This is a genomic window from Kribbella sp. CA-247076 (assembly GCF_050942445.1).
Classification (GTDB): Bacteria; Actinomycetota; Actinomycetes; order Propionibacteriales; family Kribbellaceae; genus Kribbella.
This window is the reverse complement of record NZ_CP192051.1, coordinates 6,901,545-6,922,358: the sequence shown is the minus strand read 5'-3', so window position 1 is coordinate 6,922,358 and position 20,814 is coordinate 6,901,545. Positions and strand designations below refer to the sequence as shown.

Sequence of the window (20,814 nt, the reverse complement as noted above, 5' to 3'; positions counted from 1 at the left end):
GTGTCCGGCGGTCCCGAGCCCGGCCGGGCGCCTGAAGACGATCGCCGGAACGGGCGCGGCAACGGAAACGGCAGCGGGCGCGGGAACGGTCAGGAGCCGCCGCGCCCGGGCTCGGTCCGGCCGACCGCGCGCCGGCTGCTGGTCGCGATCGCGGTCCTCGGCGCCGCGATCGGCGTGACCCTGGTCAAGGCGATCGAGTCCGGCGGCGGGGTGGCGCCCTCGGTGTCCTGGCTGACGCTGGTCGCCTGGGCGTTCCTGGCCGCGTTGCTGTTCGCCGCGGCCCGCAACACCCACCAGCGGGTCCAGGTACGGCGGGAGCGGATCGAGCCGTCCCGGGCGGTGTTCCTGCTGCTGATCGGCAAGGCGAGCGCGTTCGTCGGCGCGTTGTGCACCGGTGTTTACGCAGGGTTCGCGTTATCCTTCCTGGAAGCGGTGAGCTCGTCCGGGCCCCGCAACCGTGTGATCATGGCCGGTGCCGCGGCGGTGATCTCTGTGCTGGTCGTCACGGCCGGATTGTTGCTCGAACGCGCGTGTCGCATTCCCGAGGACCCCGACGAGACCCCCTAACATGTCGGTCCATGGGCTCAAGGGGTAACCGCCGTCGTACCAGGGCCACAGTTCTCGCCGTCGCCAACTCCCTGCTGGTCGTCGTCTGCCTGGGCGTGTCGATCGCCCTGTTCTCGCAGAACCAGTGGATCCTGCGCGCGGCCGCCGTGGTCGCCGTACTGGTCGCCGTCGGTGCCTCACTGCTGGTCCGCCACCAGCTCCTGGTCGAACGCCTCGCCCATTCCGAGGAACGGGCCCAGGTGGCCCAGGAGTACTCCCGGATCACCAGTGCCCGGGTGGTCGAGAACGCCGAGTTCGTCGACCTGATGCAGCGCCGGCTGGACAAGATCGACGAGCGGCTGGACAAGATCGACCAGGAGGTCGCCACGGTGGTTGCCGCGGGCGACAAACACTCCCAGGCCGAGGCGCCGACGGTCGTCGACCTCAAGCTGCGAGGTCTGGCCGCGTCCTGAGTCCGCGCCCATACTGCGGTGTGGGAGGGGATGGACATGGGGCTGGACGCGAACTACCCGGCCGTGACGATGAACGACCCGAACGGGCACGTCACGGTCTACAACCAGGACCACTTCCCGATCGGGCAGCTCGGGCCGACGCCGTTCGAGTCGCCGTCGGTGAACGTCACCTGCCGGCTGACGGCCTGGGAGGAGCGGGACTGGTACCGCCTGCTGAATCCGGACGGCTGGGACTTCCCGGCGACCGCGGCGTACGTCGCCGCCGACGAGACCCACGAGCTGAACCCGGGGCAGCCGTACCCGATCCCCCGCTGCCAGAGCGTCGGCTGCCGGCGGAAGGCAGGCCAGGCCGCGGCCGCGGGGGTCCTCGCCGCCGGAGCGTTCACCGCGGTGCGGTCGTGGCGCCGCAGGTCGGACAGCTCCGGCACCGGTTGAGCCGGTCGCGTAGGTTTCTGCTCTGTGGACATCTCCGAGCTGCTGAAGGTCGCCGAGGCCGCCGTCGATCGTGGACGGGCCATCACCGACTCCCGGGCGCCGGGCGTGCTGACCGCCAAGGGCGACCGGGACATGGCCTCCGAGGTCGACTTCGCGGTCGAGCGCGAGGTCCGGGCGTTCCTCGAGCGGGAGACGCCGGACATCGGCGTACTCGGCGAGGAGGAGGGCGGCGCGACCGACGGGACGCGCTGGGTGCTCGACCCGATCGACGGGACGGTCAACTTCATCCACGGGGTGCCGCTGTGGGGGATCTCGCTCGGCCTGATCCACGAGGGCCGCGCGGTCGCCGGCGTCATCGACCACCCCGCGCTCGGGACCAGGTACGCCGCCGCCGAGGGCCACGGCGCCACCTGCAACGGGCAGCCGATCCGGGGCAGCGAGTGCGACGACCTGTCCGACGCGTTGGTTGCCGTGGGCGACTACGCCGTCGGCCCGGGCGCGGCTGAGCAGAACGCGGACCGGCTCGCGCTGACCCGGTTGCTCTATCCGCGTGTGCAGCGGCTGCGGATGATCGGTACGGCGGCCACCGCGCTGACCTGGACCGCGGCCGGCCATTTCGACGCGATGGTGATGTTCTCCAACAAGCCCTGGGACACGATGGCCGGGGTGGCGATCAACCGCGAGGCCGGTGTGTTCGTCCTCGACCTGGACGGGTCCGAGCACTCGCCCGCGTCCCGCGGCACCTTCGCGGTCTCGGCCGGCCTCCGGGAGCCGCTGCTCGAGCTGATCGGCGAAGCGTTCGGCTGAGGCCGGCTACTTGTCGATGTCGCCGACGACGAAGAACATGCTGCCGAGGATGGCGATCATGTCCGGGATGACGGTGCCGGGCAGCAGTGCGGGCAGGGCGGAGATGTTGTTGAAGCTCGCCGAGCGCAGCTTGAGCCGCCACGGCGTCTTGTCGCCGCGGGAGACCAGGTAGTAGCCGTTGATGCCGAGCGGGTTCTCGGTCCAGGCGTAGGTGTTGCCCTCCGGGACCTTGAGGATCTTCGGCAGCCGGACGTTCACCGGCCCGGCGGGCATCGACCGCAGCTTGTCCAGGCAGGCGTCGACCAGGTCCAGGGACACCTTCACCTGCTCCAGCAGCACCGAGAACCGGGAGAAGCAGTCACCGTCGGTGCGGGTGATCACCCGGAGTACGCCGTCGCGCTGCAACTCGTCGTACGCGAGGTAGGGCTCGTCGCGGCGGAGGTCGGCGTCGACGCCGGAGGCGCGGGCGATCGGGCCGGAGACGCCGTACTGGGCGACCAGCTCGGGGGCGAGCCGGCCGACGCCGACGGTCCGGGCCCGGAAGATCTCGTTGCCGATGACAATGTCCTCGACGTCGGGCAGCCGGGTGCGGACCGCAGTCGAGGCGGCCGCCGCGCGGTCGAGCCAGCCGTAGGGCAGGTCCTCCTTCAGGCCGCCGACGCGGTTGAACATGTAGTGCATCCGGCCGCCGGACAGCTCCTCCATCACCGCCTGGAGCGTCTCGCGCTCACGGAAGGCGTAGAAGACCGGGGTGATCGCGCCGAGCTCGAGCGGGTAGGAGCCGAGGAACATCAGGTGGTTGAGGATCCGGTTCAGCTCGGCCAGCAGGGTGCGCAGCCAGACCGCGCGGACCGGGACCTCCAGGCCCATCATCCGCTCGACCGCGAGCACCACGCCGAGCTCGTTGCTGAACGCCGACAGCCAGTCGTGCCGGTTCGCCAGCACGATGATCTGGCGGTAGTCGCGGACCTCGAAGAGCTTCTCCGCGCCCCGGTGCATGTAGCCGACGATCGGCTCGCAGCCGACGATCCGCTCGCCGTCCAGGGTCAGCCGGAGCCGCAGTACGCCGTGCGTCGCCGGGTGCTGCGGACCGATGTTGAGCACCATGTCGGTGGTCGCCAGCTCCGAGCCGCTCCCGGTCCCGCCGCGCTCGTACGCCGGGTCGAATCCCGCGGCCCCGGCGCCGATTCCCACGACTCGTTCGGTACTCATGACCACTATCGTGACAGGCTTAGGGGGTGGACGACCTCTTCGCACCCTCGGATGTCAGCTGGACGCCGGTCTCACCGAAGCTGGCCGCGGTCCGCCGGCTGAACGCGGCGATCACGTTCGGCCTGCTCGGGCTGGTCGCGCTCGTGGTGCTCGGCATCACCCTGGGCTGGGTCTGGGGCTTCCTGGCGCTGGCGGTGTTCGCGGCCGGGTTCGCCTGGTCGTGGATGCTGATCGGGCGGAACCAGCGGTCCTGGAAGTACGCCGAACGCGAGGACGAGCTGCTGGTCAGCCACGGAATCCTGTTCCGTGAGCTGGTGGTGGTGCCGTACGGCCGGATGCAGTTCGTTGACGTGACCGCCGGCCCGCTGGAGCGCTCGTTCGGGATCGCGACGGTCGAGCTGCACACCGCGACCCCGGCGACCGATGCGAAGATCCCGGGCCTGCATCCCGACGAGGCGAGCCGGCTACGGGACCGCCTGTCCGCCCTCGGCCAGGCCCAGGCGTGGGGCCTGTGACGGAGCCGACGCCCGGGCGGTACGACGGGCAGCACCCACCGGCGCCACCCGGACAGCACTGGCCTGCGCCGCCTCCGGTGGAGGAGCTGCCCGCGCAGCGGCCGCCGGGGGAGCCGACCGGGGCGCGGCTGCACCCGTTGACGCCGTTCGTGAAGGGCTGGGGGTACTTCGTCGTCGCGGCGATCGCGATGGTGAACAACGAGAGCCTGCGCAGCAACCTGACGATCGCCGGGTTCGCGCTGATCGCGGTGCTGATCGGCGGGATCGCGCTCGGCGCGCTGTCGTGGTGGTTCACCAAGTGGCAGCTGACCGACGACGCGGTCCGGGTGGACAGCGGGTTCCTGTTCCGCCGGACCCGGATCATCCGGTTCGACCGGATCCAGGCGATCGACGTCGCCCAGCCGTTCGTCGCGCGCCTGTTCGGGATGGCGGAGCTGCGGATGGACGTGGCCGGCGGCGGCAAGAGCGACGGCAAGCTGAGCTACTTCACCTACGACGAGGCGGTGAAGCTGCGGACGATCCTGCTGGTCCGGGCCAAGGGTGAGCAGGCGGTCGAGCACGCCGTCCAGCAGCCCGAGCCGGAGCCGATCCTGGTCGTCCCGACGACCCGGCTGCTCGGCGCCACGCTGCTGTCGTCCACCGTGCTCGGCAGTGCCGGCGGCCTGATCTGGCTGATCGTCGCCACCACCGTCCTGGACTTCCGCATCGGTCTGTTCGCCGGTCTGCCGCTGTTGCTCGGTGTCGTCCAGCCGATTTGGAAGCAGGTCGTCGGCAACCACGGCTTCACGCTGTCGGAGACGGACCACGGTCTGCGGACCAAGCGCGGCCTCTTCGACGTCCAGCGGCAGACCGTGCCGCCCGGACGCGTCCAGGGTCTGCTGATCACCGAGCCCATCATCTGGCGCCTGCTCGGCTGGTCACGGGTCGAGCTGGACATCGCCGGCGTCGCGGGCAACCCGGCCGAGGGTGAGGACGACCGCGAGGGCGCCCAACTCCTGCCGGTCGGCGAGCGCGACGAGGTCGCCGGCGTACTCGCACGGGTCCTGCCGGGCCTGGACCTCGCCGCTATCGAGATGCACCGCGCGCCGGAACGGGCGAAGCGTCTGCGCCCGATCGGCTGGCGCTATCTCGCGTACGGGTACGACGGCCAGGTCCTCGTGACCACGCGTGGCTGGGTGAGCCGCCGTACGTCGATCGTGCTGCACCACAAGACGCAGTCCGTCCGGCTGGAGCAGGGGCCGCTGCAACGACGCCTGGGTCTCGCCAACGTGCACGTGGACACGCCGCTCGGCCCGACCGACGCGATCGCGCTGCACCGCGACCAGTTCGAGGCCGCGCAGCTCCTGGAGGCTCAGGCCGACAGGGCGCGCGAGGCCCGGCGCGCGGTGCCGTCGTCGGCGGCGGTCCAGACCCAGCCGAACCCGCCGAGCCCGGACGGATCGAGCAGTTCCGCGGCCTCGCCGGCGGACGACAACCCGGCGACGTAGCGCAGCGGATCCGCCTGAGCCAGCTCGAGGCTCGGGCGGGTCGCGCTCACACCGAGAGCGCGCAGAGCGTCTCGTTGCCGGACGAGCGATCCACCCAGCGAGTCGAGGGCCACATGGGCGGTGACATCGCAGGAGCCGTCCAGCACCGGCTCGCACTCGCGGCCGGCGCGGAAGCCGGTCACCGTCCCGTACGGCGGCCGCCCGGCCCGCACATGCCCGTAGTCGATCGCCACCGCGAGCCCGCCGTCCGCGAGCCGCTCGACCACCGACGCCCAGGCCCGATCGCGCGACGTACCGATCTCCGCGCGATCACCCGGCTCCCGCAACGGCCACCACTGCTCGAGCCATCGCAGGTCGTTGCCGGTGACAACATCACCGAGCGACCAGTCGGCCAGCAGATACCGGGGTACGCCGTCGTCGTCGAGCTCGGCGAGGTCACACGGCACGTTGTCCAGCCACTCGTTCGCGACGACCAGCCCCTGGATGACGGCCGGTAGCTCGTCGTCCAGCTCCACCTCGACGACCGACAACCCTTCGGCCCGCACCACCTCGCCCAACTCACCGGAGCCGGCGCCGACATCCACGACCTGCTCAGCGCCGACAGCTCGGGCCAACCGTGCGAGCGCCTGGCCGAACAGCGCGGACGCGTGCACCGACGTCCGGAAGTGCGCCGCCGGCCGCTCCCGCCGGTAGAACCCGTCCGGCCCGTAGAGCGCGGCCTCCCATGCCTCGCGGAAGCCGCTCACAACGCGACGGCGCCGAATTGCCGCCACACCCCGTCGTCACCCTCATGCCACAGGCCCAACTCGGTCAGCACGGTGGTCGGCGCCGGCGTCTCCGCGAGCGCCGCCGAAGCCTCCCGGACGACGTCGGAACCGCGGTCCGAACCGGCCGAGATGGTCAGGTGCGGATGCGGGTCGGGAAACTCACCGCCGTACGGCGGGCATTCGGGGAACGCCCCGTAGACCGCGAACAACAGCGAGCGCACCTTGTCGAACGGCTCGGGCTTCAACCAGGCCGTGCCGCCGGGGAACTCTCCGGCCGTCGGGAAGCTGAGCTCGAACGGCTCGAACGTCGACACCGCCTCCTCGAGCCGGCGCACGTCCGCATCGTCCGGGTCGGCGACCCACGGGATCAACACGGTGACGTGCGGTGGAATCAGCTCGCTCAGTGAGACGTGCGGCCGCGCACTGGACCGCGACACCGACCGCCACCGGTCGGTGAAGTCGGCCAACTCGGGCGCTGTGATCAGAATCGCGGTCAATCCGTTCCGTCCGGCCCACGCGTCACTCACTCCCGCATGCTCTCATCACCTACGCTGAAGGTGGATCGTCTGGTACCCGTGCGGGACTGGAACGAAGAGGGTGAGTATGGAACGGATCGGCTTGATCGGAGCCGGCCGGGCCGGAACCGCCGTGGGAGCAGCCTTGGCGGCCGCCGGGCATCCCCTGGTCGGCGTCACCGCCCGGTCGGGCGCGTCACGTGAACGCGCCACCCGGCTTCTTCCCCACGTACCGGTGCTGACGGCCGGCGAGGTCGCCGAACGCGCCGACGTGGTCCTGGTCGCCGTACCGGACGACCTGATCGGCGAGGTCGTCGACCAGCTTCCGCTCACGAGTGCGCAGTACGTCGTCCATCTGTCCGGAGCGCACGGCCTCGAGCCGTTGAGGGCGTCCGAGGCGGTCCCGGTCGCGCTGCATCCCGCGATGACGTTTCCCGGCGGCCCGGTCAGCCTCGACGGGGTCATGTTCACGGCGACCGCGCCCGACGCGGCCAGGGAGCTGGTCGAGCGCTTGGTGAAGTCGCTCGGCGGTCAGGTGCAGTGGGTGGCCGAGGAGCACCGTGCGCGGTACCACGCGGGTCTCGTCCACGGCGCGAATCACCTGACAACGTTGCTCTCGCAGGCCGTCGACGTACTGCGGGCGGCCGGCGTCGCGGATCCGGCGGCGACACTCCGGCCGCTGGTCACCGCAACCCTCGACAACACGCTGCGATCCGGTCATCATGCGCTCACCGGGCCGATCGCCCGGGGCGATGTCGACACGGTGGCAGCGCATCTTGCCGTACTGCGGGACCGGGTCCACCGCACGTACGCCGAGCTGGCCCGGGCGACGGTGGACCTGGCGGCGGCGGACGGACGGCTGGATCCGGACACGGCGGCGCGGTTCGCGGAGGTGCTGGACGGGCCGGTGCCGGACGGTCTGGTGCCGGACGGTCTGGTGCCGGACGGAGTGGCAGGCGAGCGGTATCGGACAGGGGAGGCACCGCGATGAGACTCACCCAGACCAAGGCCGAGCTGCGGGCGGCCGCGGCGATCCGGCCCCGGGCGGTCGTGATGACGATGGGCGCCCTGCACGAAGGTCACGCGGCCCTGCTCGCCGAGGCCCGCGAGCGGGTCGGGCCGGACGGCAGCGTCGTCCTGACGATCTTCGTGAACCCGTTGCAGTTCGGGCCTGCCGAGGACTTCGACCGCTATCCGCGCACGCTGGCCAGCGACCTGGCGATCGCCAAGAACGAGGGCGTCGACCTGGTCTTCAATCCGTCCCGGGACGAGCTCTACCCGAACGAGCCGTCGATCACCGTGCACCCCGGGCCGCTGGCCGACGAGCTGGAGGGCATGGTCCGGCCGGGCCACTTCGCCGGCGTGCTCACCGTGGTCGCGAAGATGCTGCACCTGACCGCGCCGGACCTGGCGCTGTTCGGCGAGAAGGACTACCAGCAGCTCACGCTGATCCGCGAGATGGTCTGCGACCTGGACTGGGACGTCGACATCGTGCCGGTGCCGACGGTGCGCGAGGCCGACGGTCTCGCGCTGTCCTCACGCAACCGGTATCTGGACGAGACCGAGCGTGACGAGGCCCTCGTGCTCTACCGGGCGCTCACCGCCGGAGCCAAGGCGGGGATGAACGGTCCGGACGCGGTGATGGCCGCGGCCCAGGCCGAGCTCGAGGCGGTCCCGTCGGTGAAGATCGACTACCTGGCGCTGCGCGCGCCGGATCTCGGCCCGGTGATCGGCCCCGGCGAGGCCCGCATGCTGATCGCCGCCCGGATCGGCACCACCCGTCTCATTGACAACATTTCCATCACGCTCAGGTGAAATCGATTGATACGGTCGCGTGATGACCGCACCTGCAGTCCCGCAGCGACTCGCCGCGCCTGAGCCTGGTTGGACCGACAGCGTCGACGTGGTGGTGATCGGGTCCGGGATCGCCGGGCTGACCGCCGCGCTCGAGGCCCGGGAGCTCGGGTCCGTGCTGGTGGTGACGAAGGACGTCGTTGCCTCCGGGTCGACCCAGTGGGCCCAGGGCGGGATCGCCGCCGCCCTCAGCCCCGAGGACTCGCCCGAGGAGCACCTGCACGACACCCTGGTCGCGGGCGCCGGCCTCTGCGATCCGGACGCCGTACGGGCGTTGGTCACCGACGGGCCGGACGCCGTCCGGGACCTGATCGACCTCGGCGCGCGGTTCGACACCGTCGACGGGGACCTGTCGCTGACCCGCGAGGGCGGGCACCACCGCAACCGGATCGTGCACGCCGGCGGTGACGCCACCGGCGCGGAGGTCGAGCGGGCCCTGGTCGCCGCGGTGAAGCGGGCGCCCGACATCCGCCTGATCGAGCACGCGCTCGTGATCGACCTGCTGACCGCCGCGGACGGAGCGGTCGCCGGCGTCACCCTGCACGTGATGGGCGAGGGCCAACTGGACGGCGTCGGCGCGATCCGCAGCCGGGCGGTGATCCTCGCCTCCGGCGGCATCGGCCAGTTGTACGCCGCGACGACGAACCCTAGCGTGTCGACGGGTGACGGGATGGCGCTGGCGTTGCGGGCCGGGGCGAAGGTGCGCGACCTCGAGTTCGTGCAGTTCCACCCGACCGTGCTCTGGCTGGGCAAGAGCGCCAAAGGCCAGCAGCCGTTGGTGTCCGAGGCGGTCCGCGGCGAGGGCGCGTTCCTGGTCGACCACGAGGGCAACCGGTTCCTGCAGGGTCAGCACGAGCTGGCCGACCTGGCGCCGCGGGATGTCGTGGCGAAAGCGATCATGCGGCAGATGCTTGCTAGTGGCAAGGATCACGTCTTCCTGGACGCCCGGCACTTCGGCGACGAGAAGTGGCGGGTCCGGTTTCCGACCATCCTGGCGTCCTGCCGCTCGCACGGGATCGACCCCGTCCGCGAACTGATCCCGGTCGCGCCGGCCTGTCACTACTCGTCCGGCGGCGTGTGGACCGACCTGCACGGTCAGACGTCGGTGCCCGGCCTGTACGCGTGCGGGGAGGTCGCGTGCACCGGAGTGCACGGCGCCAACCGGCTCGCCTCGAACTCCCTGCTCGAAGGGCTCGTGTTCGCCCGGCGGATCGCCACCCAGCTGTCCCGCGGCCTGCCCGAGCTGCGCGAGCCGGTCCAGGACACCCGCGTCCCCGGTCTGGTCGACGCGGACGTCGTACCGGACGTGCAGCGGGTGATGACCGTGGGTGCCGGGGTGATCCGCAGCGCCACCGGTCTCGCGGAGGCGGGCGCCACGCTCGGCAAGCTGATCCAGCAACCCGCCGGAGTGCCGGGTACGCCGGGCTGGGAGGCGACCAACCTGGTCACGGTGGCCTCCGCGCTGATCGCCGCGGCGACCGCCCGGGAGGAGAGCCGCGGGTCGCACTGGCGGGAGGACCACCCCGATCGCGACGACGCGCGGTGGTCGGGCAACCTGGACCTCACGTTGTCGCCGGACGGCGACCAGGCCGTTCCGCGGACGACGTTCGTCCCGCACCAGACCGAGGAGAATGACCGGCATGGATGACACTGTCGACCGGCAATGGGTCGCCGACCTCGTGCGGGCCACGATCGAGGAGGACCTGGCCGGCGGAGTAGACGTCACCACCACCGCCACCATCGACCCGGACCAGGTCTCGGTCGCCGAGCTCGTCGCCCGGGCAGACGGCGTGGTCGCCGGCCTGGAGATCGCCGAGCTGGTGATCCGGCTGGTCGCGGCCCCGGCGGAGGTCGAGCTCGAGTACTCCGTCACCGACGGCGCGACCGTCCATCGGGGCGACGTGCTGATGACGATCCGCGGCAAGACCCGGCAGCTGCTGACCGCCGAGCGGACGACGCTGAACCTGCTCTGCCACCTGTCCGGCGTGGCCACGCTGACCCGGCGCTGGGTGGACGCGGTCGAGGGCACCGGCGCGGTCATCCGCGACACCCGCAAGACGATGCCGCTGCTGCGGTCGCTGGAGAAGTACGCCGTTCGCTGCGGCGGCGGCCAGAACCACCGGATGGGCCTGTCCGACGCGGCGCTGATCAAGGACAACCACGTGATCGCGGCCGGCGGGGTGGCCGAGGCGTTCCGGCTGGTCCGCAAGGCCTACCCGGAGCTGTCCGTCGAGGTCGAGGTGGACTCGGTCGACGACGCGCTGATCGCGGTCGAGTCCGGCGCCGAGCTGATCCTGCTGGACAACATGGACCTCCCGCTGCTGCGCGAGGCGGTCGAGAAGGTGGCCGGCCGGGCGAGGCTCGAGGCCTCCGGTGGCCTGACCCTGGACCGGGCCCGCGCCGTGGCCGAGACCGGCGTCGACTACCTCGCGGTCGGTGCGCTCACGCACTCGGCGCCGGTGCTCGACATCGCGCTGGACCTGCGGGCCGAGCCGGGCTCCGAGATGGATCACGGGGACTCCTGATGCTGCTCGCCGTCGCCGTCGAGAACACCAGGACCCTCGTCGGCCTGGTGTTCGAGGGCACGGTCAAACGGCACTGGTGGGTCGGCACGGACAGCCGGCGGACGGCCGACGAGTGGGCAGTGCTCCTGCAGGGCCTGCTGGCCGGAGAGTCACCGGTGTCCGGGATCGCGGTGTGCTCCGCCGTACCGCACGTCCTGCACGAGCTGCGGGATCTGGTGGCGCGGTACTACCACGACGTACCGAGTGTCGTGGTCGAGCCGGGTGTGAAAACCGGGCTGCCGGTGCTGGTCGACAACCCGCGCGAGGTCGGCACCGACCGGATCGCCAACGCGCTCGCGGCCGTCCATCTGTACGGCGCTCCGTGCCTGATCGTCGACGTGGGGACGGCGATCACGATCGACGTGGTCAACCCGGCCGGCGCGTTCGTCGGCGGAGTGATTGCCCCTGGCATCGAGACCGCCACCGACGCCCTCGGTCACGCCGCTGCCCAGTTGCGCCGGGTGGAGCTCGTCCGGCCGCGCTCGGTGGTCGCGAAGAACACGGTCGAGGCCCTGCAGTCCGGCGCGATCCACGGCTTCGCGGCACTGGTCGACGGTCTCGTCACCCGGATCCGCGCCGAGCAGTCCCTCGACGGCGACACCGCGGTCGTGCTCACCGGAGCACTCGCACCACTGCTGGCCGGGCAGCTGACGACCCCGGTTCGCAACGAACCGCTACTGACTCTGCACGGCCTGTACCGGGCCTTTGCCCGGAACAACTAGACCGCCGAGTGCCAGAAATGCCCCGACGGGCAAAACCCCTTGTGCGCTGATGTGGCCGGGATCACTATGAGGTGAACGACTTCCGGGGGTGGGGGAGAACATGAAGTCTGTCTACCGAGCACTGGCCGGCCTGGTCGCCGTCGGCGTCGTGGTCCAGGCGATGTCGATCGCGCTCGCCTGGTTCACCGCGATCAAGGACATGGACGACGGCCTGGTCATCGACAAGAACACCGATCTCAACTTCGGCCACCTGGCGCACGGCTGGATCGGGATGATCGCCATCCCGGTGATCGCGCTGCTGCTGCTGATCGTCTCGTTCTTCGCCAAGATCCAGGGCGGAGTCAAGTGGGCGCTGTTCGTGGTCGGCCTGGTGGTGCTGCAGATCGCGCTCGCGTTCGTGTCCTTCGGTGCGCCGGTCGTCGGCACGCTGCACGGGCTGAACGCGTTCGCCCTGGCCGGGGTCGCGAGCATGGCCGCCCGCCGGGCAGCGTCCGCGCAGGCGACGGCACCGGCGGAGACGCCGGCCGAGGCGGCCAGATAGATGCTGTTGGCAACTGACTCGCACGTGGCCGCGGGCTGATGGCCCGGCGGCCACGTCGCCGCACCGTGATCGCGGTCGTGGCGACGCTCGTCGTCCTGGCGCCGCTCGCGTGGTTCTGGCAGCGCAGCCTGGTGCCCGGCGACCTGTCCGCGATGGAGATGGGGTACGCCGACTACGGCGGCGGCCCGGCGACGCACGCGGACCACGCGCATCATGGCCAGGACGTCAGCACGCTCAGAGGTCCCTCCGGTACGCCGGACGTCGCCGTCGACCTGGTTGCCCGCGAGGAGCCGTTCGAGATTCCCGGCCGCGGCTCGATGGACGGCTTCACGCTGAACCACACCTCACCCGGACCCCAGATCGTCGCGCGGAAGGGGGACCTCGTCCAGGTCACCCTGCACAACGAGTCTGTGCCGGACGGCATCACGCTGCACTGGCACGGCGTCGACGTACCCGCAGGCGAGGACGGGGTCGCCGGGGTGACCCAGGACGCGGTCCTGCCGGGGCAGTCACATGTGTACCGGTTCGTCGCCGAGGACGTCGGCACGTACTGGTACCACTCCCACCAGGTCTCCCACGACCAGGTGAAGAAGGGCCTGTGGGGAGTGCTGATCGTGGAGCCGACCGCCGCCGACGTGGTCGCGGCCGTGCACACTTACGACAAGGTCCGGACGGTCAACGGCGGGTACGGCGAACGCCGGGTGGCCGCACCCGGATCGACGGTCCGGGTCCGGTTGATCAACACCGACAACGGACCGTGGGCGGCCTGGGTCGACGGAGCGCCGTACACGGTGGTCGCGGTGGACGGGACCGAAATCAACGCGCCGCCGCCGGTGGAAGGCAAGTCGGTGCTCGTCACGGCGGGCGGCCGGATCGACCTGCAGGTCACGATGCCGCCGGGGTCGGCGATCCGGGTCGGTCTCGGTGGTGGCCCGACGTCCCTGGTGATCGGCGAGGGCGACGCCCCGGCGGGTGCCGAGCCACGGGACCGGGTCGACCTGCTGTCCTACGGGAAGCCGGGGGATCTCGGTTTCGACCCGGCCGGCGCGACCCGGGTGTTCCAGTACGACATCGGCCGGCGGCCCGGGTTCTTCGACGGCCGGCCGGGGCTGTGGTGGACGATCAACGGGCGGCAGTTCCCCGACGTACCGATGTTCATGGTGACCGAGGGGGACGTGGTCCGGATGACGGTGCGGAACACCTCCGGCCAGGTCCACCCGATGCACCTGCACGGGCACCACGTCGTCGTCCTCAGCCGCAACGGGGTCGCCGCCACCGGCAGCCCGTGGTGGACCGACTCGCTGAACGTCGAGGACGACGAGTCCTTCGAGATCGCGTTCGTCGCGGACAACCCGGGCGTCTGGATGGACCACTGCCACAACCTGCCGCACGCGGCCCAGGGGCTGGTCACCCACCTGATGTACAGCGGCGTGACGACGAAGTTCCACCTCGGCGGCCCCACCGGCAACGAGCCCGAATAGGCGTCGGGCAAGTCACGGCAGGTCGGTACGCCGCAGCAGAGCTCCGGTCGCCAAGGCGAACGCCGCGAACCCGAGCCGCTCGTGGATCTCCAGGGCCTTCAGCAGATGCTCCCGCGCGGCCGCCCGGTCACCGGCGGCCAACGCGAGCTCGCCGAGCGTGTGGTGGACACTACCCAGGAAGAACGAGCCCAGGCCGCCCACGGCCAGCCGGTCCGCGAACGGCGCCAGCTGTGCCCGCAGGTCGGCGATCGCCCGGGCGTCGCCGAGGCCGAGCCAGACCCGGGCCCGCAGGATAGTCAGGACGATCCAGGCGAAGTCCCAGTTCAGCGGGGGTTGCTCGGACCAGTCGCCGAGCAGCATGCGGGCCTCGTCGGTCCGCGAACCGGCGAGCAGTGCGAGCGCGTGGAAGTCGCGGAACACGGGTTGGCCCTGGGTCGTGGCCCGAAGCGCGGGCTCGAGCTCGGCCAGCCGGCCCTGGAACATCCGCAGGGCAGCGTAGTGCGCGGGGACCAAGGCCTCCGGCGCCATCGACACGGTGGCCTGCAGGATCTGGAGTCGTTCGATCGCTTCCTCGGCGCCGGCGAAGTCTCCGACTGCCTGGCGCTCCAAGGACAGTCCCGCAGTCGCCACCACCATCGCCGGCACGAATTGGTGCTGCTCGGCGATCCCGTACGCGCGGTGCAGGTCACTGACCGCACTCGCCCACGCACCGGCCTCGGCGCGGTCGACGGCTCGTTTGCACAGCGCAGCGGCGAGTTCAGCGGGATCGCCGATCCGGCCCGCCAGGGTCACGAGCTCGTCGGCGATCGCGATCCGGCGATCGAGCAGATCCGGCCGCTGCTGCGCCAGGTGCCCCAACTGAAGAACCCGGACCAGCTGCTTCGCAGAGCCCGCTCTCCTGGTCACCCGCACGGCTTCGGTGACCAGCGCCGTTGCGCGGTTGGCAGCGCCCGGTTGGTACAGCAGCTCGATCGCCAGCGCAGCCTGGACCTGCGCTCGCAGCAGCGCCTCCGAGCCAGGGAGCTTCGCCAGGACTTGCTCCCAAAGGTCGATCGCGGCCTGGTCGGGCACCGGATACTCACGCCACGTCCAGATGGCGCCCGCAGTGATGACCACCAGCGCTCGAGCGGCCTTGACGGCCTCTCCGTGCTGGAGCGCCGACTGAGCTGCGTCGGCGAGTGAAGCCCAGGCCTCGAGCGGACGGCCCGACCAGTGCAGCGCCTGGCCGAGTCCGGCCCGCGCCGCCTCTCGTTCTGCCGCGGTCACGAGTGGGTCCTGGTCCTGCAACTCGGCAGCCATCCGGAACAGCCGGGTTGCTTCGTCATGGGTCGAGCGGTCAGCCGCTCGCCGGGCGGCACGGTTCGCGAACGTCCAGGCCGATCGCGCGTGCACAGGTCCCGCCAGCCGGTAGTGCTCGGCGAGTTGTGCGGTGTGGGGTTCGAGATGGCCGATGCGCCGGCGTTCGAGGGCCTGTGCGACGCGAGCATGGGCCCGCGAGCGGGCAGGCGCGGTCATCGAGCGATAGATGGCGTCGCGGACGAGGGCGTGGGTGAACCGGTACCGGTTGGGTGTCTCCTCCTCGAGCAGACCGGAACGCAACGCCGCCCCGACGGCATCGTCGAGCACCTCCGCCGGAGCCTCGACGGCGGCCTGGAGGACGTCCAGCTCGAACGACCGGCCCAGCACGGCCGCGGTCGCGAGGAGGTCGCCGGCCTCGCCGGGAAGCTGCGCCAGGCGTTGCCGGACCACGTCCCGCACCCCGCCGGGAACCTCCCGCCAGGACGAGGCCGCCGGATCGGACAGATCACCGGCCGCCGCCAGCAGCCGGACGAACTCATTGACGTAGAAGGGATTGCCGTCGGTCCGCCCCCGGATCGCCGCGGCAACTCTGGCATCCACCTCGACCCCGGTCTGCCGCTGTACCTGGGCCTGGACGGCCGCCTCGTCCAGGCCGTCGAGACGGATCCGCACCGGCTCGAACCGGGCGAGTGCTGCGAGCACCTCGGCCACCGGCGAGCTGATGTCGGACTCGGTGTCCCGGCAGGTGACCAGCAGCAGCGCGGGTACGTCGGACAGCGTGGCCGCGACGCGTCGCAGCAGCCGCAGACTGTCCGCGTCGGCCCAGTGCAGGTCGTCGAGCACCAGCAGCGACGCTCCCTCAGTACGCAGGGCGTCGACGAGCGCACCGGCCAGCCGGAAGGTCGACGAGGCCGTGTCGATCGGCTCCGGTCCGGCCTGCCTCAGGATGCCGGTGTCGCCGAACAGTTGCTGCACGGACTGCTGCCATCCCCACAACGGCGCACTCGCATCGGGCTCCCAGCCACCCCATCCGCAGCGGAAGCCGGCCGCCTTCGCCTGCTCGGCCACAGCTTGCGCCAGACAGGTCTTGCCGATGCCGGCCTCGCCACTCACCAGTACGACGCGACCGTGACCGGCGGCCGCCTCCGTCAACGCCTGCCGGACCTCGCGCAGAGGGATGTCCCGGCCGGCGAGACCGATGGACGTACTGGGGAGCTGCAGGTCGGGAGCCTGGCGCAGGATCGCGGTCTCCAGGTCGCGCAGTTCCACGCCTGGATCGAGACCCGCCTCGTCGACCAGCCGGCGGCGCGCTCGCCGCAACGCATCGAGTGCTTCGGCCTGCCGGGACGAGCGGTACAACGCCAACGCCAGGAGCGCCCAGAGCCGCTCGCGGAGCGGATGTCTCTCGACCAGGCGCTCGAGCTCCGGCACGGCGTGCGCGTGCCGGCCGAGGGCGAGTCGCGCGGTCCAGAGGTCCTCCAGCGCCGTCAGCCGCAGCTCCTCCAGCCGGGTCGCCTCGGCGTGCACGACCGGCGTCGTACCGGGCAGTCCGCCGAAGGCTTCGCCGTGCCAGAGGTCGAGTGCGGTCTGCAGGAGGTGCTCGGTCCGGGCCGGGTCCGCGCCGACCGCGTCCGCGAGCAGCCTGGTGAACTGGCGGGCGTCCACGTCGATACCGTCGAGCAGCAGGGCGTAGCCAGGTGCGCGCGAGACCAGGACGGTGGCCGGTGCGCGCGGCTCACGGACCGGCTCGAGCAGCCGGCGGAGCCGGGCGACGTACGCGTGCAGTGAGACCACGGCCTTGGCCGGCGGCTCGTCGCCCCAGAGCAGGTCCACCAGCCGATCGGCCGAGACGGCCTGGCCGTCGGCGGCCACCAGGATCGCCAGGAGCGCGCGCTGCTTCGGGCCGCCGAGGTCGACGGCCGATCCGTCGACGACCAGCTCCACGCCGCCGAGCACCCGGACCTGCATGCTCCGCAGGATAGGGCGCGCCGCGGTGCAAGTCGTCCGCAATTCGATGGCAAGCGACGACCCGGACAGTGGATCCACCGAGATCCTGAGGGGGACGCCATGACTGCCGGACTGCCGTCGACGACGATCGACACCCGGGAAATGAACGCTGTGCACACCATGTTCCACCGCGAGTTCCGCCTCGCGCCGGGCGTGGTCCGGGCGGTCGGCGCCGACGACACCGGCCGGGCCCGGATCGTCGCCGACCATCTGGAGTTCCTGACCACGGTCCTGCATCACCATCACGTCGGCGAGGACGAGCTGCTCTGGCCGAAGCTGCTGGCCCGGGTGCCGGAGGAGCTGGCGCCGATCGTGCACCTGATGGAGGCCCAGCACGAGCGTGTCGGCGCGCTGCTGACGGAGATCGAACAGCTTCGCCCGCAGTGGCGGGCCACCGCCCGGCCGGCGGACACCGACGAGCTCGCCCGGCTCCTCGACGAGCTGTACGTCAGCCTGGTCGAGCACCTCGAGGCGGAGGAGGAGCGGCTGCTCCCGATCGCCGCCCGCACCGTCACCGAGGCGGAGTGGAACCAGCTCGGCGAGGCCGGGGTGGCCAAGCTCCGGAAGCAGGAGATGCCGTTGGTACTCGGAATGGTGCAGTACGAGGGTGACCCGGAGGTGGTGGCCAGGATCGTCGGGAACACTCCGGTGCTGATCCGCTGGATCGTGCCGCGGCTGTCCCGGCGGGCGTTTCGCAAGCACGCCCTCGCCGTCCACGGCACGGCCACGCCCTGACGGCGGGGTACCGATCCGGCAACGGTCGTTCAGAATGGGGGGTAGGGACTGGGTAAGGTTCACCCGGGTCGGTTGTGAGGCAGCTGAAACGAGGTGGTCCAGATGCGGCGGGTGCTCGCCGTCGGGCTGGCGGCGCTGTTGGGCGCCTCCGCCCTGACCGCCTGCCAGTCGGATCCGATGCCCACCGACGTGGGGGTCGCCTGGGCCGGTGAGAGTGCCGGCGGCGGTGGTGGCGTGCTGGTGAGCTGGAAGGACGACGGCGCCCCCAACCGGATCACGATCGAGGGGGTGCTGAGCAGCAGCCCGTCGTACGTCAAGTACGTCGGCGCCGGCGAGCCGAACAGCTGGGAGATCCCGACCTCGGCCTTCCCGCCGGACGGCAACTACCGGGTCGCGGTGGCGACCGGGACGTCTCAGGGCGGCGTGACCAGCAAACTCGCCCGCTCCGAGGTGTTCGACACCGACGGACCGGTCCGGCCGGGCGGGGCAAGCGCGACGCCGATGGGCCGTGGGGTGCTGATGAAGTGGTCGGTGCCGGTCGCGCCGCAGGACTTCACCCCGAACGACCCGCTGGACGTGAAGGGTGCGAAGACCCAGCGCTACGTGCCGATGGTCGGCCGGCCCGGCGGGACGATGCGGGCGATCGGCCCCGCGACGACGTCGACGCGGCAGCTGATCAAGAGCCTCCAGCCGCCGTACCTGTTCCAGTTGCGGGCGCAGAACGAGTGGAGCACCCGGATGGGCGGGGAGGTGCTCGGCCTGACCAGCTCGATCAGCGGGTCGGTGCCCGCGCTGGCGCAGTACAGCATCCAGGTGCACGTCCGCGGCCGGGTCGTCGTCCAGGAGGTCGTCTGCGAGGCGGACACCGCCTGCGTCCAGCGGCGGGCCACCCCGGCCGGTGTGCCGGTGGTCGTGCTCACGCAGGTGACCCCGGGCGCCCGGTGGACGCCCGCGGCCCGCGGCTCGACGACCGCCGGTGGGCACTACGACATCCCGATGGTCAACGGTCCGAGCCGGCCGTACAAGATCACCGTCCCGGCGTACACCCGGGCCGGCGTGCTCACCGGTCCGTCCACCAGCCGGCCGGCGTACACCAAGAGCGTGGTCCGGGTGGCCGCGGCCGGGTTCGTCGGCGGTCCGGCGAAGCGGCGCGGCGACAACGTGTCGGTCTACACGACGGTCACCCCACGGATGAACTCCACCGTGATGCTGCAGTCGTGGAACCGGCAGACCCGGCGCTGGGTGAACCTGAAGGCGGTGCCGATGCGCAAGGGCCAGGCCTCGCTGCTGTTCAAGACGTCCCAGGCCGGGAGCTTCGCCTACCGGTGGGTGATCCCGGGCGCGATGATGTTCGGCCGCCCGCTGGGCGGGACCATCACCCCGCAACTACCCCTGACCGTCCGCTGACCTCGCGGTGTCGGGCGTCCGGCCGTTGGCGATCTCCGGCGCGGCGACCTCGGGCGCGGCGATCTCGGGCGCGATGCCGTTGAAGGCCTTGGTCACGTTCTGCAGTGCCGAGGTGACCTCGGACGGGATCACCCAAAACGTGTTGCCGGGACCCTTGGCCAGCTCGGGCAGCATCTGCAGGTACTGGTACGCGAGCAGTTTCGGGTCCGGGTCGTTGCGGTGGATCGCGTCGAAGACGGTGTCGATCGCCTTCGCCTGACCCTCGGCCCGGAGGATGGCGGCCTGCCGCTCACCTTCCGCGGTCAGGATCTTGGACTGCCGCTGGCCCTCGGCGGCCAGGATCGCGGCCCGCTTCTCCCGCTCGGCCCGCATCTGCTTCTCCATCGACTCCTTGATCGACGGCGGCGGCTCGATGCCCTTCAGCTCGACCCGGTTCACCCGGATGCCCCACTTGCCGGAGGCCTCGTCGAGCACCCCGCGCAGCGTGGAGTTGATGTGCTCGCGCGACGTCAGCACCTTCTCCAGGTCGAGGCTGCCGATCACGTTGCGCAGCGTGGTCACGGTCAGCTGCTCGATCGCCTGGATGTAGTTGGCGATCTCGTACGCCGCCGCCCGCGGATCGGTGACCTGGAAGTACAGCACGGTGTCGATGTGGACGACCAGGTTGTCCTCGGTGATCACCGAGCGCGGCTCGAACGAGACCACCTGCTCGCGCAGGTCGATCAGCTGCCGGGGCCGGTCGATGAACGGGATGACGATGTTGAGTCCGGGCTCCAGCGTGCGCAGGTACCGGCCGAGGCGCTCGACGTTGCTGGCCCGCGCCTGCGGCACGATCCGGACCGTCCGGAGCACCAGGACGACGGCGAGCAGGGCGATGATCACCCCGAAGATGAGTTCGGCCATGGATCCTCCCGGGGATGAACGAGGGCGGTGGCCCCCTCGATGGCGAAGACGTCGACCCAGGTGCCCTCGGGGATGACGAGGTCGGGGTCGTAGGACCGTGCGCTCCACTCCTCGCCGTTGAGCCGGACCCGGCCGGACTCGCGGCCGACCTGGCGCAGGACGACGGCCTCGCGGCCGACCAGCGCGGCCACCCCGGAGCGCAGGTGCGGGTGAGCGGTCAGGTGCCGGCGGGCCACCGGCCGGACCAGCGTGATCATCGCGGCCGCGGTGACCGCGAACGCGAGCAGTTGCAGCCCGACACCCAGCCCCAGGCCGGCCACTCCGGCCGCGGCAAGCGCGGCGACGGCGAGCAGGAGCAGATCGAGGGTCGCCGTCATCAACTCGGCGGTGCCGAGAACGGCGGCGAGGATCAACCACAGGAACCAGGACTGCATGGCGACCACCCGGCGGCGGAGAGTACCTCTTCTGTCGACGGTACCCCGGGATCCGCGGGTGCGGACGTAACAGTTCAACTTCCTTCCGGCACCGGGCCCGGGGACAAACG

20 protein-coding genes and 1 pseudogene are annotated in these 20,814 nt (G+C 71.3%); 15 read left to right on the top strand and 6 right to left on the bottom strand.

The genetic code is table 11. From position 1 onward, the window contains the following. From ACQPYZ_RS32970 to ACQPYZ_RS32955, 4 genes are read left to right on the top strand one after another with little or no spacing between them, the layout of a single operon-like run. Entirely contained in the window at window positions 1-567 is a 567-nt protein-coding gene (locus tag ACQPYZ_RS32970; RefSeq protein ID WP_433162920.1) for a DUF3180 domain-containing protein, read from the top strand. Between the two features lie 11 nt (window positions 568-578). After that, a complete protein-coding gene (locus tag ACQPYZ_RS32965) occupies window positions 579-1,019 on the top strand; it encodes a hypothetical protein (protein WP_433162919.1) in 441 nt (146 codons plus the stop codon). A gap of 36 nt (window positions 1,020-1,055) precedes the next feature. Then, the gene (locus ACQPYZ_RS32960) at window positions 1,056-1,454 is read left to right on the top strand and encodes a hypothetical protein (RefSeq protein WP_433162917.1); all 399 of its coding nucleotides are present in this window, start codon (window positions 1,056-1,058) and stop codon (window positions 1,452-1,454) included. A gap of 24 nt (window positions 1,455-1,478) precedes the next feature. Continuing rightward, the gene (locus ACQPYZ_RS32955) at window positions 1,479-2,261 is read left to right on the top strand and encodes an inositol monophosphatase family protein (RefSeq protein ID WP_433162916.1); all 783 of its coding nucleotides are present in this window, start codon (window positions 1,479-1,481) and stop codon (window positions 2,259-2,261) included. 6 nt (window positions 2,262-2,267) lie between these two features. Here ACQPYZ_RS32955 and ACQPYZ_RS32950 read toward each other — a convergent pair whose 3' ends face one another. Continuing rightward, entirely contained in the window at window positions 2,268-3,473 is a 1,206-nt protein-coding gene (locus ACQPYZ_RS32950) for an NADH-quinone oxidoreductase subunit D (RefSeq protein ID WP_433162915.1), read from the bottom strand. A gap of 26 nt (window positions 3,474-3,499) precedes the next feature. Between ACQPYZ_RS32950 and ACQPYZ_RS32945 the strand changes: the two genes are divergently transcribed. Beyond that, window positions 3,500-3,988 carry a PH domain-containing protein gene (locus ACQPYZ_RS32945; protein WP_433162913.1) on the top strand — a complete coding sequence of 163 codons (489 nt, stop codon included), beginning with the start codon at window positions 3,500-3,502 and terminating at the stop codon, window positions 3,986-3,988. Then, window positions 3,985-5,475: a PH domain-containing protein gene (locus tag ACQPYZ_RS32940; RefSeq protein WP_433162911.1), complete on the top strand. Its 1,491-nt coding sequence runs from the start codon at window positions 3,985-3,987 to the stop codon at window positions 5,473-5,475. Before ACQPYZ_RS32945 ends, ACQPYZ_RS32940 begins: the two co-directional genes overlap by 4 nt. A gap of 155 nt (window positions 5,476-5,630) precedes the next feature. Here ACQPYZ_RS32940 and ACQPYZ_RS32935 read toward each other — a convergent pair. Both ACQPYZ_RS32935 and ACQPYZ_RS32930 read right to left on the bottom strand, forming a co-directional pair. Beyond that, window positions 5,631-5,921 (bottom strand): annotated as a pseudogene (locus ACQPYZ_RS32935) (SAM-dependent methyltransferase); the annotation flags it as partial. Window positions 5,922-6,217: 296 nt separating this feature from the next. Further along, window positions 6,218-6,769: a 2'-5' RNA ligase family protein gene (locus tag ACQPYZ_RS32930; RefSeq protein WP_433162909.1), complete on the bottom strand. Its 552-nt coding sequence runs from the start codon at window positions 6,767-6,769 to the stop codon at window positions 6,218-6,220. 76 nt (window positions 6,770-6,845) lie between these two features. Here ACQPYZ_RS32930 and ACQPYZ_RS32925 point away from each other — a divergent pair, with 76 nt between their 5' ends. The 7 genes from ACQPYZ_RS32925 (at window position 6,846) to ACQPYZ_RS32895 (ending at window position 13,919) form a co-directional block, all read left to right on the top strand. After that, a complete protein-coding gene (locus ACQPYZ_RS32925) occupies window positions 6,846-7,748 on the top strand; it encodes a Rossmann-like and DUF2520 domain-containing protein (protein WP_433162907.1) in 903 nt (300 codons plus the stop codon). Next, window positions 7,745-8,572 (top strand): pantoate--beta-alanine ligase, encoded by an 828-nt coding sequence (gene panC, locus ACQPYZ_RS32920; protein WP_132314907.1) that lies wholly within the window; start codon window positions 7,745-7,747, stop codon window positions 8,570-8,572. Before ACQPYZ_RS32925 ends, panC begins: the two co-directional genes overlap by 4 nt. Window positions 8,573-8,594: 22 nt before the next feature. After that, entirely contained in the window at window positions 8,595-10,259 is a 1,665-nt protein-coding gene (locus ACQPYZ_RS32915; RefSeq protein WP_433162904.1) for an L-aspartate oxidase, read from the top strand. Beyond that, complete coding sequence (gene nadC / locus ACQPYZ_RS32910; RefSeq protein ID WP_433162903.1) at window positions 10,252-11,136, top strand: carboxylating nicotinate-nucleotide diphosphorylase; 885 nt, start codon at window positions 10,252-10,254, stop codon at window positions 11,134-11,136. Before ACQPYZ_RS32915 ends, nadC begins: the two co-directional genes overlap by 8 nt. After that, window positions 11,136-11,897 carry a type III pantothenate kinase gene (locus ACQPYZ_RS32905; protein WP_433162901.1) on the top strand — a complete coding sequence of 254 codons (762 nt, stop codon included), beginning with the start codon at window positions 11,136-11,138 and terminating at the stop codon, window positions 11,895-11,897. Before nadC ends, ACQPYZ_RS32905 begins: the two co-directional genes overlap by 1 nt. Before the next feature lie 100 nt (window positions 11,898-11,997). Then, window positions 11,998-12,438 carry a hypothetical protein gene (locus tag ACQPYZ_RS32900; RefSeq protein WP_433162900.1) on the top strand — a complete coding sequence of 147 codons (441 nt, stop codon included), beginning with the start codon at window positions 11,998-12,000 and terminating at the stop codon, window positions 12,436-12,438. Between the two features lie 38 nt (window positions 12,439-12,476). After that, window positions 12,477-13,919, top strand: coding sequence for a multicopper oxidase family protein (locus ACQPYZ_RS32895; protein WP_433162898.1), 1,443 nt, complete (start codon window positions 12,477-12,479; stop codon window positions 13,917-13,919). A gap of 12 nt (window positions 13,920-13,931) precedes the next feature. Here ACQPYZ_RS32895 and ACQPYZ_RS32890 read toward each other — a convergent pair whose 3' ends face one another. Next, a complete protein-coding gene (locus ACQPYZ_RS32890) occupies window positions 13,932-17,186 on the bottom strand; it encodes a BTAD domain-containing putative transcriptional regulator (protein WP_433162897.1) in 3,255 nt (1,084 codons plus the stop codon). A gap of 99 nt (window positions 17,187-17,285) precedes the next feature. Between ACQPYZ_RS32890 and ACQPYZ_RS32885 the strand changes: the two genes are divergently transcribed. Both ACQPYZ_RS32885 and ACQPYZ_RS32880 read left to right on the top strand, forming a co-directional pair. Continuing rightward, window positions 17,286-17,960: a hemerythrin domain-containing protein gene (locus ACQPYZ_RS32885; RefSeq protein ID WP_433162896.1), complete on the top strand. Its 675-nt coding sequence runs from the start codon at window positions 17,286-17,288 to the stop codon at window positions 17,958-17,960. 102 nt (window positions 17,961-18,062) lie between these two features. Continuing rightward, window positions 18,063-19,367, top strand: a complete 1,305-nt coding sequence (locus ACQPYZ_RS32880) for a hypothetical protein (protein ID WP_433162895.1) — start codon at window positions 18,063-18,065, stop codon at window positions 19,365-19,367. On the opposite strand, the gene ACQPYZ_RS32875 is transcribed toward ACQPYZ_RS32880, so the two are convergent. Next, on the bottom strand, window positions 19,347-20,270 hold the full coding sequence (locus tag ACQPYZ_RS32875) for an SPFH domain-containing protein (protein WP_433162893.1): 924 nt from the start codon (window positions 20,268-20,270) through the stop codon (window positions 19,347-19,349). The genes ACQPYZ_RS32880 and ACQPYZ_RS32875 overlap by 21 nt on opposite strands. Further along, window positions 20,246-20,704: an NfeD family protein gene (locus ACQPYZ_RS32870; RefSeq protein ID WP_433162891.1), complete on the bottom strand. Its 459-nt coding sequence runs from the start codon at window positions 20,702-20,704 to the stop codon at window positions 20,246-20,248. The genes ACQPYZ_RS32875 and ACQPYZ_RS32870 overlap by 25 nt, the downstream gene beginning before the upstream one ends. Window positions 20,705-20,814: the final 110 nt, after the last annotated feature.